This window comes from Streptomyces sp. NBC_01190 (assembly GCF_045039895.1).
In the GTDB taxonomy this organism is placed as follows: domain Bacteria; phylum Actinomycetota; class Actinomycetes; order Streptomycetales; family Streptomycetaceae; genus Actinacidiphila.
The window spans coordinates 6,513,868-6,530,341 of record NZ_CP108580.1; the positions used below are offsets into that span (position 1 = coordinate 6,513,868).

The window sequence follows — 16,474 nt, forward strand, 5'->3', positions numbered from 1 at the left end:
TCGCGCCCCAAGCTGTTGTTGATCAAAAGATGGACGATCCCGGGGGTGGACCGCTGAGACAGCGGGTAGACCCCGAAAGCACATTGTCGTGCCCCTGACCAGTACGTTCGCTATTGGCGTTTTTGGGAGTGGTGTCGTGGGAGCGGTGAGGGTGTCCGGACGCATGCGCGCTGTCCGACGAACGAGGGCCGCCGTCGTGGGCGTGGTCCTGGCGATGGCCGCCGCGGCGTGCACGGGCGGCAGTCACAGCCCGATCGCCAGCGGACAGAGCGCGACCGCGTCCAAGGGACCGGTCAAGCACGGCGGGACCGTCACCGTCGCCGAGGTGGGGGCGTCGCCCGACTTCATCTTCCCGCTGGTCCCCGCGACCAACCAGAACGGCTACAACGCCAACCTCAGCGAGAACCTGTGGCCGTACCTCGTCTACTCGGGCGACGGCGCCAAGTCGGTGGTGAACAAGGAGAAGAGCCTCTTCTCCTCCCTCGACTACTCCGGCGGCAACCGGTGGCTCACCATCCACCTCAAGAGCTGGAACTGGTCCGACGGCAAGCCCGTCACCAGCCGGGACTTCACCTTCGTCTACAACCTGCTCAAGGCCAACGCCGCCAACTGGGCGTCCCACATCCAGGGACTCTTCCCCGACGACGTCTCCAAGGTCACCACACCCGACGCCCACACCGTCGTCCTGGACCTCACCCAGGCGTACAACCCGGACTTCTACACCGACGACGTCCTCGCCACCATCCCGCTGCTGCCCCAGCACGCCTGGGACAAGACCTCCGCCACCGGCGCCGTCGGCGACCAGGACACCACCACCGCGGGCGCGAAGGCGGTCTACTCCTTCCTCCAGAAGGAGGGCGCCAAGATCAAGGACTTCGCCACCAACCCGCTGTGGAAGGTGGTCGACGGACCCTGGCAGCTCTCGGAGTTCCGCAGCAACGGCTACTACAGCTACGTGCCCAACAAGCAGTACTCAGGACCCGCGAAGCCGGCCATCGACAAGCTGGTCGAGACGCCCTTCACCTCCGACACCCCGGAGATCAACGCGCTGCGCTCGGGCAGTTCCCTCGACGTGGCCGGACTGCCGCTCAACGACGTCAAGCAGGCGGAGGCGCTGCGGTCGAGCGGGTACTCGATCGCGAGCGTCGCCATCCCCGGCGTCGCCGAGATCATTCCGAACCTCTACAACTCCAGTGCCGGGCCGCTGCTGCGCCAGCTCTACATCCGCCAGGCCCTCCAGTCGCTGATCAACCGCCCGCAGCTCGTCTCCAAGGTCTACAGCGGCTACGCCGACCCGGGCAACGGACCGGTGCCGGTCAAGGCCCAGGGCACGTGGGCCTCGGCGCTCGAAAAGGCGGGCGGGCCCTACCCGTTCTCGCCGGAGAAGGCCAAGTCGCTGCTCCAGTCGCACGGTTGGAAGGTGGTGCCCGGCGGCGCCTCGACGTGCCAGCGCCCCGGCACCGGTCCGGCCCAGTGCGGCGCCGGCATCACCGCGGGCCAGCCGCTCACCTTCAACCTGCTCTACTCCTCCGGCCGGACCACCACGGACCAGCAGAACGCGGCGATCAAATCCTCCGAGGCGAGCGCCGGCATCACCCTCAACCTCAAGTCGGAGCCGTTCAACACCCTGATCGGCCAGATCGGCACCTGCACCGCGAAGTCCCACCCGGCCGGCGGGTGCGGCTGGCAGTTGGCGAGCTTCGGCTACGAACCGTACGAGCTCTACCCCAACGGAGACGGGTTCTTCAACACCGGCGGCTCGGGCAACTCCGGCGGCTACTCCGACCCGAAGATGGACGCGCTGATCAAGGCCACCGAGTACGGTTCCTCGACCCAGGCGTTCTTCGACTACGAGGACTACGCCGCGCAGCAACTGCCCTGGCTGTGGCTCCCGTTGCGCAGCAGCATCCTGGTCTACCGGACCAAGCTGCAAGGCGTCGTGCCGCTCAACCCGTTCAGTGGCGGGCTCAACTTCGAGGACTGGTCCTACACGTCATGACGGGCCCGCTGTGACCAGCTACCTTCTGCGCAGGACCGGCCAGGCGCTCGTGGTGGTGATCGGCGTCATGCTGGTGACGTTCCTGCTGATCCACCTCGAACCCGGCAGCGCCGCCCGAGCCACCCTCGGGACCAAGGCCAACGCCGAGCGGATAGCGGTGTTCAACGCCGCCAACGGCCTCGACCGGCCGCTGGCGGCGCAGTTCGCCACCTTCGTGAAGCAGGCGTGCGAGGGCGACTTCGGCACGTCGTACTCGCTGCACCAGCCGGTCTCCACACTGATCGCCCAGCGTGTGCCGCGCGACGCCGTGCTGCTGGGGCTGTCCACGCTGACCGCCCTGGTGATCGCCCTGCCGATGGGGATCTACCAGGCGGTCCGGCGGGGCCGGGTCGCCGACCACGCCTTCACCATCGTCGCCTTCGTGCTGTACTCGATGCCGGACTTCTTCTTCGCGCTGCTGCTGGTCGCGCTCTTCTCGGTGCAGCTCCACCTGCTGCCGTCCCAGGCGCCGCAGGCCGAGTCGGTCGCCGGGATCCTGGGCGACCCGCGCGCCCTGGTGCTGCCGGTGGTCACGCTGACCCTGGTCAGCGTGGCCGGCTTCAGCCGCTACATGCGGTCCTCGGCCATCAACACCCTCGCCCAGGACTACGTGCTGGTGGCGAGCGCCAAGGGACTGCCCAAACGTCTGGTGCTGTTCCGGCACGTCCTGCGCAACTCCCTGCTGCCGGTCATCACCGTCCTCGGACTCGCGGCCCCGGGCATCGTCACCGGCGCGGTGATCGCCGAATCGGTCTTCAACTACCCGGGCATGGGGCTGCTGTTCTTCCAGGCCGCCACCAGCAAGGACTATCCGATCCTGCTCGGCTCGACGCTGGTGGTCGGGGTGGCCACCGTCGTCGGCAGCCTCGTCGCCGACATCGCCTACAGCCTCCTCGACCCCCGGATCCGCTATGACCACGCATGACGCCGGCCGGCCAGCGGCCGGACCACCGGACCCGGCCGAGCCGCTCGGACGACCCGCCGCGGGTCCACCGCCGCCCGCGGGCACGCCGACCGCCGGGCGCGGCTCCGGAAGGCTGCTCGCCGCCGCGTTCCTGCGCAACCGCCGGGCGCTCGTCGGCATCGGCATGGTCGTGGTCATCGCCGCGTTCTGCTTCATCGGACCGCTGCTCCACCGGACCGACCAGGTCACCGTCCGGCTCGACCTGGAGGAACTGCCGCCCGGCGGCACGTACCCGCTCGGCACCGACACCTCCGGGTACGACGTGCTGGGGCGGCTGATGACCGGCGGGCAGTCCTCACTGGAACTCGGCTTCGCGGTGGCCATCGCCACGACCGTGATCGGCACCCTCTACGGCGCCGTGGCGGGATACGTCGGCGGCATCGTCGACGCGGTCATGATGCGGGTCATCGACACCCTGCTCGCCATCCCCGGCCTGGTGCTGCTGCTGATCATGGTGACGATGTTCACCCCGAGCCTGTGGATGATCATCGTCCTGCTCTCGCTGCTCTCCTGGCTCGCGGCGGCCCGCCTGGTCAGAGGTGAGGTACTGACGCTGCGGACACGGGAGTTCGTGCAGGCCGCGCGAATGATGGGCGGCACCGGGCGGCGCGTGGTGCTGCGCCATCTGGTGCCGAACGCGGCCGGTGTCATCATCGTCAGCGCCACCTTCACCGTCGCCGACTCGATCCTCACCCTGTCGACGCTCAGCTTCCTCGGCCTCGGACTGCCGCCGCCGCACGCCGACTGGGGCACCATGCTCTCCAACGGCCTCAACTACCTCTACGACGGCTACTGGTGGCTGGTCTATCCGCCGGCGGCGATCCTCATCCTCACGGTGATCGCCTTCAATCTCATCGGCGACGCCGTCCACGACGCCCTGGACGTCCGCCTGCAAGGTCCGTGACCGCCCCCGGCCCGCCGGCCCCCGCGCGGGAGCCGGCGGCCGGCGCGACCGCGAAGAACGCCAAGAACGCGAGGAACGGCATGGCTCCCCTCCTTGAGGTACGGAACCTCACCACCCACATCAGAACCAGCCGCGGCACCGTACGGGCCGTCGAGGACGTGTCCTTCACCCTGGAGGCGGGGGAGACCCTGGGCCTGGTCGGCGAGTCCGGCTGCGGCAAGTCCATGACCGGCCTGTCCCTGATGGGACTGCTGCCACCCGGCGGCGCGCTGGTCGACGGCTCCTCCGTCGTCCTCGACGGGCGCGAGCTGGTCGGGCTGCCCGAGCGTGAGCTGCGCAAGGTCCGCGGCAACGACATCGCCATGGTCTTCCAGGACCCCATGACCTCCCTGGACCCCACCAAGACGATCGGCCACCAGGTCGCGGAACCCGTACTGCTGCACCGCGGCGGCACCCGGCGGGAAGCCGCCGAACGGGCCACCGAGGTGCTCGGCCTGGTCGGTCTGCCGCACCCCCGCGAACGCCTCGGCGACTACCCGCACCAGCTGTCCGGCGGCCAGCGGCAGCGGGTACTGATCGCCATGGCGCTGGCCAACGAGCCCCGGCTGCTGATCGCCGACGAGCCCACCACCGCCCTCGACGTCACCATCCAGGCCCAGATCCTCGCCCTCCTCGCCGATCTGCGGTCCCGGCTCGGCATGGCGATGATCCTGATCACCCATGACATGGGCGTCACCGCGGGCCAGGCCGACCGGGTCAACGTGATGTACGCGGGACGCATCGCCGAGAGCACCGCGACCGAACGGCTCTTCCGCGGCATGCGCCACCCGTACACCCAGAGCCTGCTCGCCTCGGTGCCGCGGCTCACCCAGGATCCGGCCAGGCCACTGCCCACCATCCCCGGGCTGCCGCCGGACCTCACCGACCCGCCGGCCGGCTGCCGCTTCGCCGAACGCTGCTCGTACGCCACCGACCGGTGCCGTACCGAGGAGCCGCGGCTCACCGGCCCGGACGAGCACCGCTACGCCTGCTGGCACCCGACCGACGGGCCGCTGCCCCCGGCGCCCAGCGCCGTCGTCCCGCGTCCCGCCGCCGTGTCCGGCCCGGGACCCGCCGCGCCGCTGCTCCAAGCGCGCGGCCTGGTCCGGGAGTTCCCGGTCCGCGGCGGCCGGCTGCCCGGCCGCGGCCGGCGCGTGGTGCACGCCGTCTCCGGCGTCTCCTTCACCCTCGGCCCCGGCGAGACCTTCGGCCTGGTCGGGGAGTCGGGCTGCGGCAAGACCACCCTCGGCCGGCTGCTGGTCGGCCTCGACCGGCCCGACGCCGGCGCCGTCACCCTGGACGGAACCGACATCAGCGGGCTGCGCGGCCGGGAACTGCGCCGGCGCCGCCGTGACCTCCAGATGGTCTTCCAGGACCCCTTCTCCTCCCTCGACCCCCGGATGCGGGTCGGCGCGATCCTGCGCGAACCGCTGCGGATCCAGGGCATCGGCACCGCCCGCGAGCAGCAGGCCCGGGTCGCCGAACTGCTGGCCGAGGTCGGCCTGCCCGAGCGGGCCGTCGAGCTCTTCCCGCACGAGTTCTCCGGCGGCCAGCGCCAGCGGATCGGGCTCGCCAGGGCACTGGCGCTCACCCCGAAGCTGATCGTCGCCGACGAGCCGGTCTCCGCGCTCGACGTCTCCGTACGCGCCCAGGTGCTCAACCTGATGAAGCGGCTCCAGGCGGCGCACGGCCTGTCCTACGTCGTCATCTCCCACGACCTCGCGGTGATCCGCTACCTCGCCGACCGGATCGGCGTGATGTACCTGGGCCGGCTGGTCGAGGCGGGCGCCGCGGACGACATCCACCTGCGCGCCGCCCATCCCTACACCGCCGGGCTGCTGGCCGCCGTGCCGGAACCGGACCCGCGGGTGGAGCGGGCCAAGGGCGGCGCGGGCGTGGGCGGTGAGCTGCCGAGCCCGGTCTCGCCGCCCTCGGGGTGCCGCTTCCGGACCCGCTGCCCGCTGGCACGCGAGCGCTGCGCGCACGAGGAGCCGGCGCTGCGGTCCTTCGGCCCCGGCCATGTGGCGGCCTGCCACTTTCCGCTCCGCGAGCCGGCCGCCGAGGCGCCGGGCGCCGCCCCGTCCGCGGCCGGCACCTCGGAGACCGGCTCGCCCGCCCCGTCGGCGTAAATGTGCTGGCGCGGCGGAATCAGCGCCGCTAAGGTCGGTTGCGTTCTCCCGGGTGCCGATCGGCCGCCCGGATCGGCTCGTGCAGGATCAGGGAGGTGTGACCCGATGGCTGTCTCTGTGCTGGGCGCTGCCCGTCTTCAGTTGATCGTGCGGTTCACCTCCGTGGCCTCCGGCTGACTCCTCTTCTTCGCCGCGCGTGAGTGCGCGTGCCGCCGGGGCCCTGTTTGAAGGGTTTCCCCTTGTCTTTCTCTTTTGTCTCGGCTTCCTCGCATGCTCTCGTGCCCTATGGGTGGGACGACGTGTGGGAGGCGGAGTTCGCGCCGTACGACGCGCGGGGGCTGGTGCCCGGGCGGGTCGTACGGGTGGATCGGAACATGTGTGACGTCTTCACCGCCGCCGGGCCGGTGCGGGCGGACACCGCGCTGGTGATGCCCGCCGACCCGATGCGGATCGTGTGCACCGGGGACTGGGCGGCCCTTGACCCGGTGGGCGCCGAGCCGCGGTTCGTCCGTGAACTGCTGCCACGCAGAACGGCGTTCGTACGGTCGACGTCCTCCAAGCGGTCCGAGGGGCAGGTGCTCGCCGCCAACGTGGACCACGCCGTGGTCTGTATGTCGCTCGCGGCCGAACTCGACCTCGGGCGTCTTGAGCGGTTCCTCTCGCTCGCCTGGGAGAGCGGGGCGCAGCCGGTCGTCGTCCTGACCAAGGCGGATCTGGTGCCGGACACCACCCATCTGCTCGCCGACACCGAGGCCGCCGCACCCGGGGTGCTGGTGGTCGTGGCGAGCGCGGCCGAGGGCGAGGGGCTCGACATCCTGTCGGCGGCGCTCGACCGCGGGAGCGCGGTGCTGCTCGGACAGTCGGGTGCGGGCAAGTCCACACTCGCCAACGCCCTGTTGGGCCAGGAGGTGCAGGAGGTACAGGCCACCAGGGACGCCGACGGGAAGGGCCGGCACACCACGACCACCCGGGATCTGCTGCCGCTGCCCGGCGGCGGCGTACTGATCGACACGCCGGGGCTGCGCGGGGTCGGGCTGTGGGACGCCGAGTCCGGGCTCGGCCAGGTCTTCGCCGAGATCCACCTGCTCGCCGAGAGCTGCCGTTTCCAGGACTGCTCGCACGGGACGGAACCCGGCTGCGCGGTGCTCGCCGCGCTGGAGGAGGGCGCCTTGACGCACCGCCGGCTGGAGAGCTACCGCAAGCTGCTGCGGGAGAACCTGTGGATCGCCTCCCGGACCGACCAGCGGCTGCGGTCGGAGATGCGGCGCGAGTGGAAACAACGGTCGGCGGCGGGCCGGGAGATGTACGAGCGCAAGCGCGGCGGAGGCGGCGGGCACCGCCACGGGCGCGTGTTCTGACGGGCGGGGCGGGTTCGCCGGGCTGATCCGCCGGGCTGATTCGCCGGGTTGACCGGTCAAGCCGTCAAGCCGGCCATGGCGGCGGTCGTCGGTCCCATCGACGGCCGCCGCGGCCCGAGAGCCGTGGTGAGCGGCCGGTCAGCCGGCCCCGTCACCCCGGCCGTGTCGCCGTCGGACCCCGAGCGGACTGCCCGCGCTCCAGAACGAACCGATGACACCGGCGACCACGAGTACGACGATCACGATCCCCAGAATCACGCTGTAGGCCATGCCGAACCCTCCTCGCCCTGCGCGCGGCCTTCACCGCACCATCACTTTCGCTGCCTGACCGTGACATTCCCGTTGCCCGGCGTTTCCAACCCACGGTCGGGCGAGAGGAGTTCACCGGATGTGCGGAGGTGGTCCCGCTTGCCGCGGGCGGCGGAATCGGGCGCGGCCGACCGGCGCCCAGGGGGGCGGCCCGGGGTGCCGGAGCGGGCGGAAAGGCGATGGTGGCGGGCCCCTTCGAGGCGGCCCCGCAAGGGGCGCGAGGAACTGCGCGCCCGACCACAACGCACCCGCGGATCGCCACCGTCCCAAAGGGGCATCTCCTGCCGCCCCCGGCCCACCGAGCCGGCGAGCGTCGCCGAGTTCAGCAGGACGAGACAGGGGCGGTGAAGCGTGCAGTCGGCCGTGATCGGTACGGCTAGGCCGTGCTTGAGAAGAGCGTCGTCCGCCCGCAGGGCGTGGCTCACGGCGTCTGGTGCTCCCCCAGACCTACCCCCAGATCGCAAGGGCGGCGGGCCCCAGCGGCAGCTGGGGGAGGGACATCTAAAACACGCGCTAGGCCGTGTCTGACAAATCCCGCCTGCCCCGCGACGCCTGGCACGCACGCTCGCTGCGTTGTCGGAGTCGTCCGAGTAGGCCCACTACGAGGACGACCCTCCGCCTTGCGAGCGCACGCACCAGACGCCGCGGGCCCCGCCCTGCGGGCGGACGACGCTATTTGTCAGACACGGCCTAGGCCGACTGCCGTACGACCAGGTGGGTGGGGGTCACGATCGACGACAGCGCCGGCACCCCGTCCGCCATCGCCGAAGGCGACACGCTGCGCAGCAGCAGCCGGGCCATCATCCGGCCCATCTCCTCGATGTCCTGGCGGATCGTCGTCAGCGGCGGGTCGGTCCACTCGGAGACCGACACGATGTCGTCGAAGCCGACCACCGCGACGTCGTCCGGTGCCCGCAGCCCGCGGTTCCGCAGCACCCGCAGCGCGCCCGACGCCATCACGTCGGAGGCCGCGAACACCGCGTCCAAGTCGGGCCAGCGATCCAGCAGTTCGGCCATCGCCCGGGCGCCGCCCTCCGGGGTGAAGTCGCCCTCGGCGATCAGCCGCGGGTCGATGTCCGGCAGTGCGTCGCGGAAGCCGTCCAGCCGGTCGACCGAGGCGGTCTGGTCCAGGGGCCCCGCGATGTGCGCGATCCGGCGCCGGCCGAGGCCGAGCAGATGACCTACCGCTGCCCGCGCACCGCCCCGGTTGTCGCAGTCGACGTAGAGCGTCTCGGCGTCCGACCAGCCGGGCCGTCCCCCTATCACCGTGGGCACGCCGGCCTTGCGGGCGAGGATGGGCAGCGAGTCGTCGGCGTGCAGCGAGAAGATCAGCGCCCCGTCCACGTGACCGCCGGCCAGATAGCGCCCCACCCGGCCGAAGTCTGCCGCGCCTTCGGTCAGCAGCAGCACCAACTGGTTGTTGTGCGCGGTCAGTTCACGGCTGATGCCGCGTACCTGCTGGGCGAAGAACGGGTCGGTGAAGAAGCGGGTCTCCGGTTCGGCCACCACCACGGCGATGGCGTCGTTGCGCCGGGTGACCAGGGTGCGGGCGGCCTGGTTGGCCACGTAACCGAGTTCGTCCACGGCCTGCCGCACGCGTTCGGCGAGCGGTGCCCGTACGCCCTCGCTGCCGTTCACCACCCGCGAGGCGGTCGCCCGCGAGACACCGGCCCGCGCCGCGACGGCCTCCAGGGTGGGACGGGGCGCGAAGGTCGGGTCGGACACGGAGGGCTCCTCGGCGCGCGGATAACAAAAATCCCCGGGTGAATATCGGCAGGGCACAGCGTATCCGGTCACGGGCCGGAGCGTGAGAGCGCTCTCTGGGTGGTCCCGGTGGTTTTTGGTTTTTCTCGTCAGCCCCACGGTCTCCTCGGGCCGTCTCCCTCCGGCGACGCGGCGCCGCCGGTCTGCCCGGTCTGCCCGGCCTGGGAGAACGCGGTGTCCGGCGTGACGTCGCGGCCGGTCGGGGTGGCGTTGTGCCCGCGTCGGCCGCGGCGAGTTCCTGGCCGCGGCGCGGGAGTGCCCGGCGGACGTCACCGAGGACTTCGCCCTGGCCGGGCCGTTCGCCACCGCACGCCGCGCCGACGAGGTGTTCCGGCTCGGCAAGGGCCTGCTCCAGATCGTCCGTGCGCACTTGGTCCCGCCCTGGGTGGTCCCGGACGATCAGGTCGAGCCGCTCCCCGAGATCAGCCTCCAAGGTCCGGCCGGCGGGCGCCCGCTGACCACCGGCGGTTCGCCGACGAGGTCGAGAATCCCGCACACCGTCAGGCCCGGTTCACCCTGGGCTACTGAGGGGCGCGGGCGCTGGGCGGCTGCGGCCGCCCGCTCGGGGGCGGGCGGGCGTCGGACCCGGCCAGGGGCGGGTGGGCGGCGGTCACCGTGGGGCGGTTGGTCGGTCGCCGATCCGCGGCGATGCCGATCGGCGACGGTGCCGAGTTCCTGGGCGCCAGGAAGCTGAACGCCGTGGTCAGCTCGCCAGCACCGCGCCCAGCCAGGTTCCGGTGATGAGGAGGCAGGCCAGCAGTTCGACCAGGACGGAATTGCCGACCGTGCGCATGACGCGGCGAGTGGCCGCGCGGGCGCCGCCGTGGCCGCCGCCCAGGCGGTGGCGCTCGGTCAGGTAGATCGACCCGACGAAGCCGAGCAGGGCGCCCACGACGGGCAGCACCCAGAAGGCGGCGATCGCGACCCCGCTCGCGTTGAGCACGGTCCGCCAGGTGACGCCCGACTCCGTGATCCGGCGGGACGGGAGCAGCCAGACCACGGACTCGGCCGCCACGAGCACGACGGTCGCCCCCGCCAGGACACCCCAGGCCAGCGTGGTGTGCACCAGGGCCGCCCACCACAGCACCGACGCCCACACCAGCAGCGCCCCGGGCACACCGGGAGCCGCCACACCGACCAGCCCGAGCACCATCACCGCGCCGATCAGGCTCAACTCAGGGGTCCCCATGAAGGCAACCCTGCCCGAAGAGCGACAGCGCCGCCCGCCCGGACTGGGCCACCCGCCGGGCGGCCGCCACGCCCGCCGGCCGCCGGTCGCCGCCGGCCAGCTACCGCTTCGCCACCTCTCATCCACCCCTCAGCGCCCCACCGGTCCGCCACCCGCCGCCCCACCGGTCCGCCGCCGCACCGTCACCGCGCCTCGCGGGCCACCCAGCCCCGTTCGTACGCCTGCCAGCCCAGTTGCAGCCGGGTCGTCACCCCGGCGATCTCCATCAGCCCCTTGACGCGCCGCTGGACGGTCCGCAGCCCCAGATCGAGCTGCTTGGCGACCGAGGCGTCGGTCAGTCCGGCCAGCAGCAGTGAGAGGATCCGCAGATCGGTGCGGTCCGGCTGCTCGGGCACCTCCTCGGTGACGAGGCCCGCGCCTTCCAGCCGCAGCGGCATCCCCTGCCGCCACACCCCCTCGAAGAGCCCGATCAGCGACTCCAGCAGCCCGCCGGCCCGCACCACCAGCGTGGCGGGCTCGGCCAGTCGCCGGGTCAGCGGCACCAGCGCGGTCGCACGGTCGGCCACCAGAAGCCTCGCCGGCACCCGGTCCACCACCCGCACCTGCTCGTCACGGCCGAGCGCGGCGGTCAGTTCGGCGAAGCCCTGAGCCCCGGTCAGCGCGGCGCGCTCCACCACGACGCGATGGATCACGGGCGGCCCCGTCCTCTCCCCTGCGGTGTCCTCGGGGTACGCCCGGCGGTCGGAGTGGTCTGCGGGGTCCGACGGGTGCGCGGGGTGCGCGGGGTGCGCCGCCCCGGTGACCGTCGCCGCCGGGTCCGTCACCAAGGCGCACACCTCGCTCCGCGCACCGAACCGCAACTGGAGAAACCGCTGGGCGACCGCGTCCGCGCCCGTCACCACCTCGATCAGATCGTGCACGGCCGGCTCGCCGGCCTCCGCCCGGAATCCGGCGGCCAGTTCGGCGGCGGCGAGCTCCGCCCGTTCCAGCTCGCGGCGCTGCCGGGTGAGCAGGGCGTTCAGCGCGACGGCCGGCGGCGCGGCGACCCACCGGCCCGGCCGGGCCGAGGACCGCGCGACCAGGCCGTGCCCCTCCAGCCGGCGCAGCACCCGCCCGGCGTCGTCCTCCGGCAGGCCGAGCCGGTGCGACAGATCGCCCACGTCGGCGGCGCCCAGGCCCACCAGGGCGCGGTACGCCGATTCTTGTATGTCGGTCAGGCCGATGGCGCCGAGCAACGAAGCCCCCCTCGTTTTCCTGCGGTCGTTCGTGGTGGTGCGTGACGCGGTTCTGCCGTGGTGCGGTAGTGCGGTGACGCAGTGCTGCGGCGGCACGGGTCGGTACGGATCGGTTCGGGTCGACGGGCGACCCGGCCTGGCGGAAAAGAGCCACGGCGGCTTTGCGCCGCGATCATCCTCTCGTCCCGGCGCGCCGCCTGCCACCGAAGCCCGTATCGCAGGGGGATCGGCCCGGTCGGCGGGAAGCGCGCGGCACGTCCGGGGTGGTGCCGCGCGGCGGGGACGGGGCCGGCACCCGGCGTTTCGCGTTTCCCGTCGCCCGCCGCGGTGGACAATAAGGGCATGAGCCAGCAGGGCGATGCGCAGGGCAGCCAAGAGGACGACTGGTGGCGGCAGTTGTACGACGAGGAGGCCGCGGAGGGCGGTACGTCCGCGCCGCGTGGCAGGCCGGCCGGCGGCCCGGACACGGGTCCTGGCCCGCGCTCCGCGCCCCGGTCCGCACCTCGCCCAGAACCTCGCCCCGAACTCCGCCCCGGGCCCCGCTCCGGCGGCGACTCGATCGACGCGCACTTCGACTCGGCGCTGAACGCGATGGCGCCGCCCCCGCCGCCCCGTGCGGAAACGCTTCGCTTGCGGCGCCCGACCGCGCCCCCGCCGCCGCCCTCCTGGCCCCGCCCGACGCGGGACGCGCCGCCACCGCCCTACGAGCCGCCGGGCCCGCCTCCTTCCGCCGGGCCGCCGGTTCCGCCGCCGGGTGCCCCCGGACAGGACCGCGACGACGGTCAGGAACCGGTAGGGGACGGGCGGGAGTTCCCGCCCGAGGACGAGGGAGGTCTCGGCCCCGGCGGTCCGGCGCCCTGGCGCGCGGCCACGCTGCCCGCCCCACCGGAGGGCCCCGCCGAGCGGCGAGGCTACGGCTCGACTCCGGCACCGGGCGACCCGGACGGGCGGCAGGGTAACGAACGGGGCGCCGGGCGGCGGCCGTTGGGAGTGGGCCGGGTCCCGGAGGCGGCGCCGGAACCGACGGCCGCTTCGGCTCCGCCGGTGCCACCGGTGCCGCCGGCCGGCCGGGAGACCCAGCCCTGGGACGTATGGGCGGCCCCGCCGACCTTTGACGTACCCCCGGGTCCCGCGCCGTCCCGGGCGCCCGAGCCGGAGACGCAACCGGAGCCGGGGGCCCGCGAGTCCTGGTTCGCCCGGCAGTCCCTCGCCCGGAACGCGAGAGCCGAGGCGCCCGAAGCGGCGCAGGAGCAGGGTGTGCGGGACCCGCAGCAGGCCGCCGCGCCGGAGCCCGTGGAGCCCGAGCGGCAGGCGGGCCCCCGCGACTCGTGGTTCGCCGGCCCGGCGGGCGACCCGGCGACGCAGCCGCGCACATCGCGCCACGCCGCGCCCGAGGCGGCGCCTCGGACGGGCGACCAGGAACCGTGGCCGAGACAGCCCGGCTCGGGCGAGGCGGTTCCCGCGGAGGCGCCGGAGGTCGCGGGGCCCGAGCATGACCCGAGGTACGCGGCGGAGCCGCAGTCACCGGAGGAGGCCCCTGGCACCGGGCCCGAGGCCGACCCGGAAGGTCACGGACCCGTGCGGGGGGCTGCCGCCGACCTTCCGGCGACGCCCGAGCCACCCGGCTCGGAGCCATTGGACCCCTGGTCCGCGCCTCCGGCTTTCCCCGCGCCCGAGCCGGAGACCGGGGTGCCGTCCGAGGTCGACCCGACGGCGTCGCGGGGTGCTGCCGGGGATGGGGACGCCGAGTCGTCGGGGGCGGGTGTACGGGCTTCCCGGTCCGGTTCGCCGGCCTCTGCCGAGGCTGGGGCCGTGCCTGCCGCGTCGGGTGCGGGGGAGCCGTCCGAGGCTGACGCCTTTGATCCGTGGGCCGCGTCGCCGGTGTTTCCTGAGGCGGAGCCGGTGGAGTCCGGTGCCGCGTTGGAGTCCAGGGTGCCGTCCGAGGTGGACCCGGTGGCGTCCTGGTCTGCGGCACCGGCCGCTGCGGGGGAGGGAGACGCCGAATCGTCGTCGGGAGCCGGTGTACAGGTTCCCCCGTCCGGTTCGCCGGCCTCCGCTGAGGCTGAGGCCGTGCCTGCTGAGGAGGCGTCTGAGGCTGACGCTTTTGATCCGTGGGCCGCGTCGCCGGTGTTTCCCGAGGCGGAGCCGGTGGAGTCCGGTGTCGCTCAGGCTTCTGACGTGCCGTCCGGAGCCGACCTGCCCGGGTCCTGGTCTGCGGAACCGGCCGCTGCGGGGGAGGGAGACGCCGAATCGTCGTCGGGGGCGGGTGTAGGGCCTTCCCGGTCCGGTTCGCCGGTCCCTGTAGCGCCTGATGCCGCGTCGGAGTCCGGGGTGCCGTCCGAGGTGGACCCGGCGGCGTCCTGGTCTGCGGCACCGGCCGCCGCGGGGGAGGGAGACGCCGAATCGTCGTCGGGGGCCGGTGTACAGCTTCCCCCGTCCGGTTCGCCGGCCTCCGCTGAAGCTGGGGCCGTGCCTGCTGAGGAGGCGTCCGAGGCCGACACCTTCGATCCGTGGGCCGCGTCGCCGGTGTTTCCTGAGGCGGAGCCGGGCGAATCGGGTGCCGTGATCGCGTCGGAGGAGTCGGGCGAAGCCGACGCGCGGGAGTCCGGTCCTTCGCCTTGGCGGGCGTGGTCCGCCGCGCCCGCGTTCGGTCGGGCGGCGGAGGAGGCGCCGTCCGGTGCGGGCGGCGGCGCGCAGGCCGCCGAGGAGGAGGAGCCGCACCCGTGGGACGCGTGGTCGGCCGAACCGACGTACGGGCGGGGGGAGTCCCTGGTCAGGGAGGATCCCGAACCGCCGCCGGTGCAGCCGTGGGAGGCATGGGTCGCCCCCCGCCCGGCGTCCGTTCCGACGGCTCCGCCGCCTGCCGAGGAGTGGGGTCCGCCGACGTCGGGATCCGAAGCGGCGGCGCCGGAGTCGGCGGAGGAGCCATCCACCCCACCCGCAGAGCCCGCCGAGGACGTAGCGGACGTACCGGCCCCGGGGGCCGATGCCCCTGCCGACCCGGAGCCTGAGCCCGAACCGGAACCTGAGGCGTACGCGGAGCCGGAGTCTGCGTCCGACCAGGCTCCCGTAGCCGAACCCGAACCGGCTCCCCTTGCCGACGCGGAACCGGAAGCGGACCCCGAGCCCGAACCAGCTCCCGTAGCTCAGGCTGAACCGGAACAAGAACCGGAACCGGACGCCGAGCCCGAGCCCGAGCGCGAACCCGCGACCCAAGCCGATACGGAACCGGAGCCCGCGGCTGAACCCGCGCTCGTAGCCGACCCGGCTCCCGAGCCCGAGCCGGCCCCCGAGCCGGACCTTGCTGAAGCCGTCGATCCCCAGGACCCGCCCGCAGAACTCCCCCCAACCGCGCCGGAGGAGCCCTTGGCGGACGGCTCACCGGAGGCCGGGCGGGACGACGCCCTGCTGCCCGAACCGCGGCGGGAGCAGTTCCCCGATCCCCGGATCGCCCGGCTGGCGGACCTGCCCACCGCGAAGGCGCCCGAGCCCGCGCGGCCGGCCGAGTCCGTACGGGCCTTCGCGCCACCCCCGGCCGGGACCGCGCCGCAGGCGCCCCGCCAGGAGTGGGGGGAGACCGTCTTCGCGGAAGGGCATGTGCGCTGGGCCCCGGAGTTGCCGCCCGGCTGGGAGCCGGCGGCGGGGCTGCCGGAGCCGGTGGGCGAGCCGGAGGTGGTGGGGGGCGGCCCGCCCACGTACGGGCCGGAGCCGACCGCCTGGCCGGAGGCCGATCCGGACGCGCTGGACGGTCTGGTGGCCGACACCGTACTGGACGGGGCGCAGTACGGGCGGCTCACCGTCAGGACCGTGGCGCTGCGCGGCGACTCCGCCCGCTACCGGGGGCAGCCGCGCCGGGACGCGCTGCTGACCGCGCGGTTCGGGACGGGTCAGGACGCGCTGCTGCTGGTGGCGATGGCGAGCGGCGCGCGGGGCGCGGACGACGCGCACCGGGCGGCGCAGGACGCGGTGCGGTGGATCGCAGGGGCGGTCGGGCGAAGCCAGGGCCGGCTGGCGGACGATCTGCGCGCCTCGCGCCGCGGCTCCCTCAAGTCCGGGCTGCACCGGCTGACCGACCGGTGCTACGGAAAGCTGCGGACCAAGGGCGAGGATCTCGGGCTCGACGAGGGCACCTACACCGCGTCGCTGCGCTGTCTGCTGCTGCCGACGGATCCGGACAGCCGGATCCGGCTCTTCTTCGGGGTGGGGGAGGGCGGCCTCTTCCGGATCAGGGACGGGGCCTGGCAGGACCTGGACCTCGCGCCGGACGAGACCTCGGCGCCCTTCCGCTTCCGGGCCACCGTCGCCCAGCCGGGTGACGCGCTGCTGATGTGCAGCGCGGGTCTCGCGGAGCCGCTGCGCGCCGAGCCCGAGCTGGCCGTGCACCTCGCGGTCCGCTGGGGCGCGGGCCGGGTGCCGGGTCTGGCCTCGTATCTCGCCGACGCGCAGACCCGGGTCAAGGGGTACGCCGACGACCGTACGGTGGTGACCGTCTGGGACGCCTGACCCGCCTCACCCGCCCGGCCCCGCCTCGCGGCCTCCACCCGG

At 73.6% G+C, this 16,474-nt stretch carries 10 protein-coding genes; 6 read left to right on the plus strand and 4 right to left on the minus strand.

The window, feature by feature from the left end:
• The first annotated feature begins 163 nt into the window (after nucleotides 1-163).
• The 5 genes from OG519_RS27350 to rsgA all read left to right on the plus strand — a co-directional run bounded on the left by OG519_RS27350 (nucleotide 164) and on the right by rsgA (nucleotide 7,432).
• Nucleotides 164-1,999: an ABC transporter substrate-binding protein gene (locus tag OG519_RS27350; protein ID WP_405589170.1), complete on the plus strand. Its 1,836-nt coding sequence runs from the start codon at nucleotides 164-166 to the stop codon at nucleotides 1,997-1,999.
• A gap of 10 nt (nucleotides 2,000-2,009) precedes the next feature.
• Entirely contained in the window at nucleotides 2,010-2,963 is a 954-nt protein-coding gene (locus tag OG519_RS27355) for an ABC transporter permease (RefSeq protein ID WP_405589173.1), read from the plus strand.
• Nucleotides 2,950-3,906, plus strand: coding sequence for an ABC transporter permease (locus OG519_RS27360; protein WP_405589176.1), 957 nt, complete (start codon nucleotides 2,950-2,952; stop codon nucleotides 3,904-3,906). The genes OG519_RS27355 and OG519_RS27360 overlap by 14 nt, the downstream gene beginning before the upstream one ends.
• Nucleotides 3,903-6,074, plus strand: coding sequence for a dipeptide ABC transporter ATP-binding protein (locus OG519_RS27365; RefSeq protein ID WP_405589179.1), 2,172 nt, complete (start codon nucleotides 3,903-3,905; stop codon nucleotides 6,072-6,074). The genes OG519_RS27360 and OG519_RS27365 overlap by 4 nt, the downstream gene beginning before the upstream one ends.
• Nucleotides 6,075-6,298: 224 nt before the next feature.
• The gene (rsgA, locus tag OG519_RS27370) at nucleotides 6,299-7,432 is read left to right on the plus strand and encodes a ribosome small subunit-dependent GTPase A (RefSeq protein ID WP_405589181.1); all 1,134 of its coding nucleotides are present in this window, start codon (nucleotides 6,299-6,301) and stop codon (nucleotides 7,430-7,432) included.
• A gap of 138 nt (nucleotides 7,433-7,570) precedes the next feature.
• Here rsgA and OG519_RS27375 read toward each other — a convergent pair whose 3' ends face one another.
• The 4 genes from OG519_RS27375 to OG519_RS27390 form a co-directional block, all read right to left on the minus strand.
• Nucleotides 7,571-7,702 carry a hypothetical protein gene (locus tag OG519_RS27375; RefSeq protein WP_405589184.1) on the minus strand — a complete coding sequence of 44 codons (132 nt, stop codon included), beginning with the start codon at nucleotides 7,700-7,702 and terminating at the stop codon, nucleotides 7,571-7,573.
• A gap of 729 nt (nucleotides 7,703-8,431) precedes the next feature.
• Nucleotides 8,432-9,466, minus strand: coding sequence for a LacI family DNA-binding transcriptional regulator (locus OG519_RS27380; RefSeq protein ID WP_405589187.1), 1,035 nt, complete (start codon nucleotides 9,464-9,466; stop codon nucleotides 8,432-8,434).
• A gap of 742 nt (nucleotides 9,467-10,208) precedes the next feature.
• On the minus strand, nucleotides 10,209-10,694 hold the full coding sequence (locus OG519_RS27385; protein WP_405589189.1) for a DUF456 domain-containing protein: 486 nt from the start codon (nucleotides 10,692-10,694) through the stop codon (nucleotides 10,209-10,211).
• Nucleotides 10,695-10,876: 182 nt separating this feature from the next.
• Complete coding sequence (locus OG519_RS27390) at nucleotides 10,877-11,929, minus strand: helix-turn-helix domain-containing protein (protein ID WP_405589192.1); 1,053 nt, start codon at nucleotides 11,927-11,929, stop codon at nucleotides 10,877-10,879.
• A 3,366-nt stretch (nucleotides 11,930-15,295) separates the two neighbouring features.
• On the opposite strand from OG519_RS27390, the gene OG519_RS27395 reads away from it, so the two are divergent.
• Entirely contained in the window at nucleotides 15,296-16,432 is a 1,137-nt protein-coding gene (locus OG519_RS27395) for a protein phosphatase 2C domain-containing protein (protein WP_405589195.1), read from the plus strand.
• The last annotated feature ends 42 nt before the right edge of the window (nucleotides 16,433-16,474 follow it).

Excerpts from the sequence above, each read along its gene's own strand:
- OG519_RS27360 (WP_405589176.1), top strand. The coding sequence starts at position 2,950 with ATGACCACGCATGACGCCGGCCGGCCAGCGGCCGGACCACCGGACCCG.
- OG519_RS27385 (WP_405589189.1), bottom strand. The coding sequence starts at position 10,694 with ATGGGGACCCCTGAGTTGAGCCTGATCGGCGCGGTGATGGTGCTCGGG.
- OG519_RS27350 (WP_405589170.1), top strand. The coding sequence starts at position 164 with ATGCGCGCTGTCCGACGAACGAGGGCCGCCGTCGTGGGCGTGGTCCTG.
- OG519_RS27375 (WP_405589184.1), bottom strand. The coding sequence starts at position 7,702 with ATGGCCTACAGCGTGATTCTGGGGATCGTGATCGTCGTACTCGTGGTC.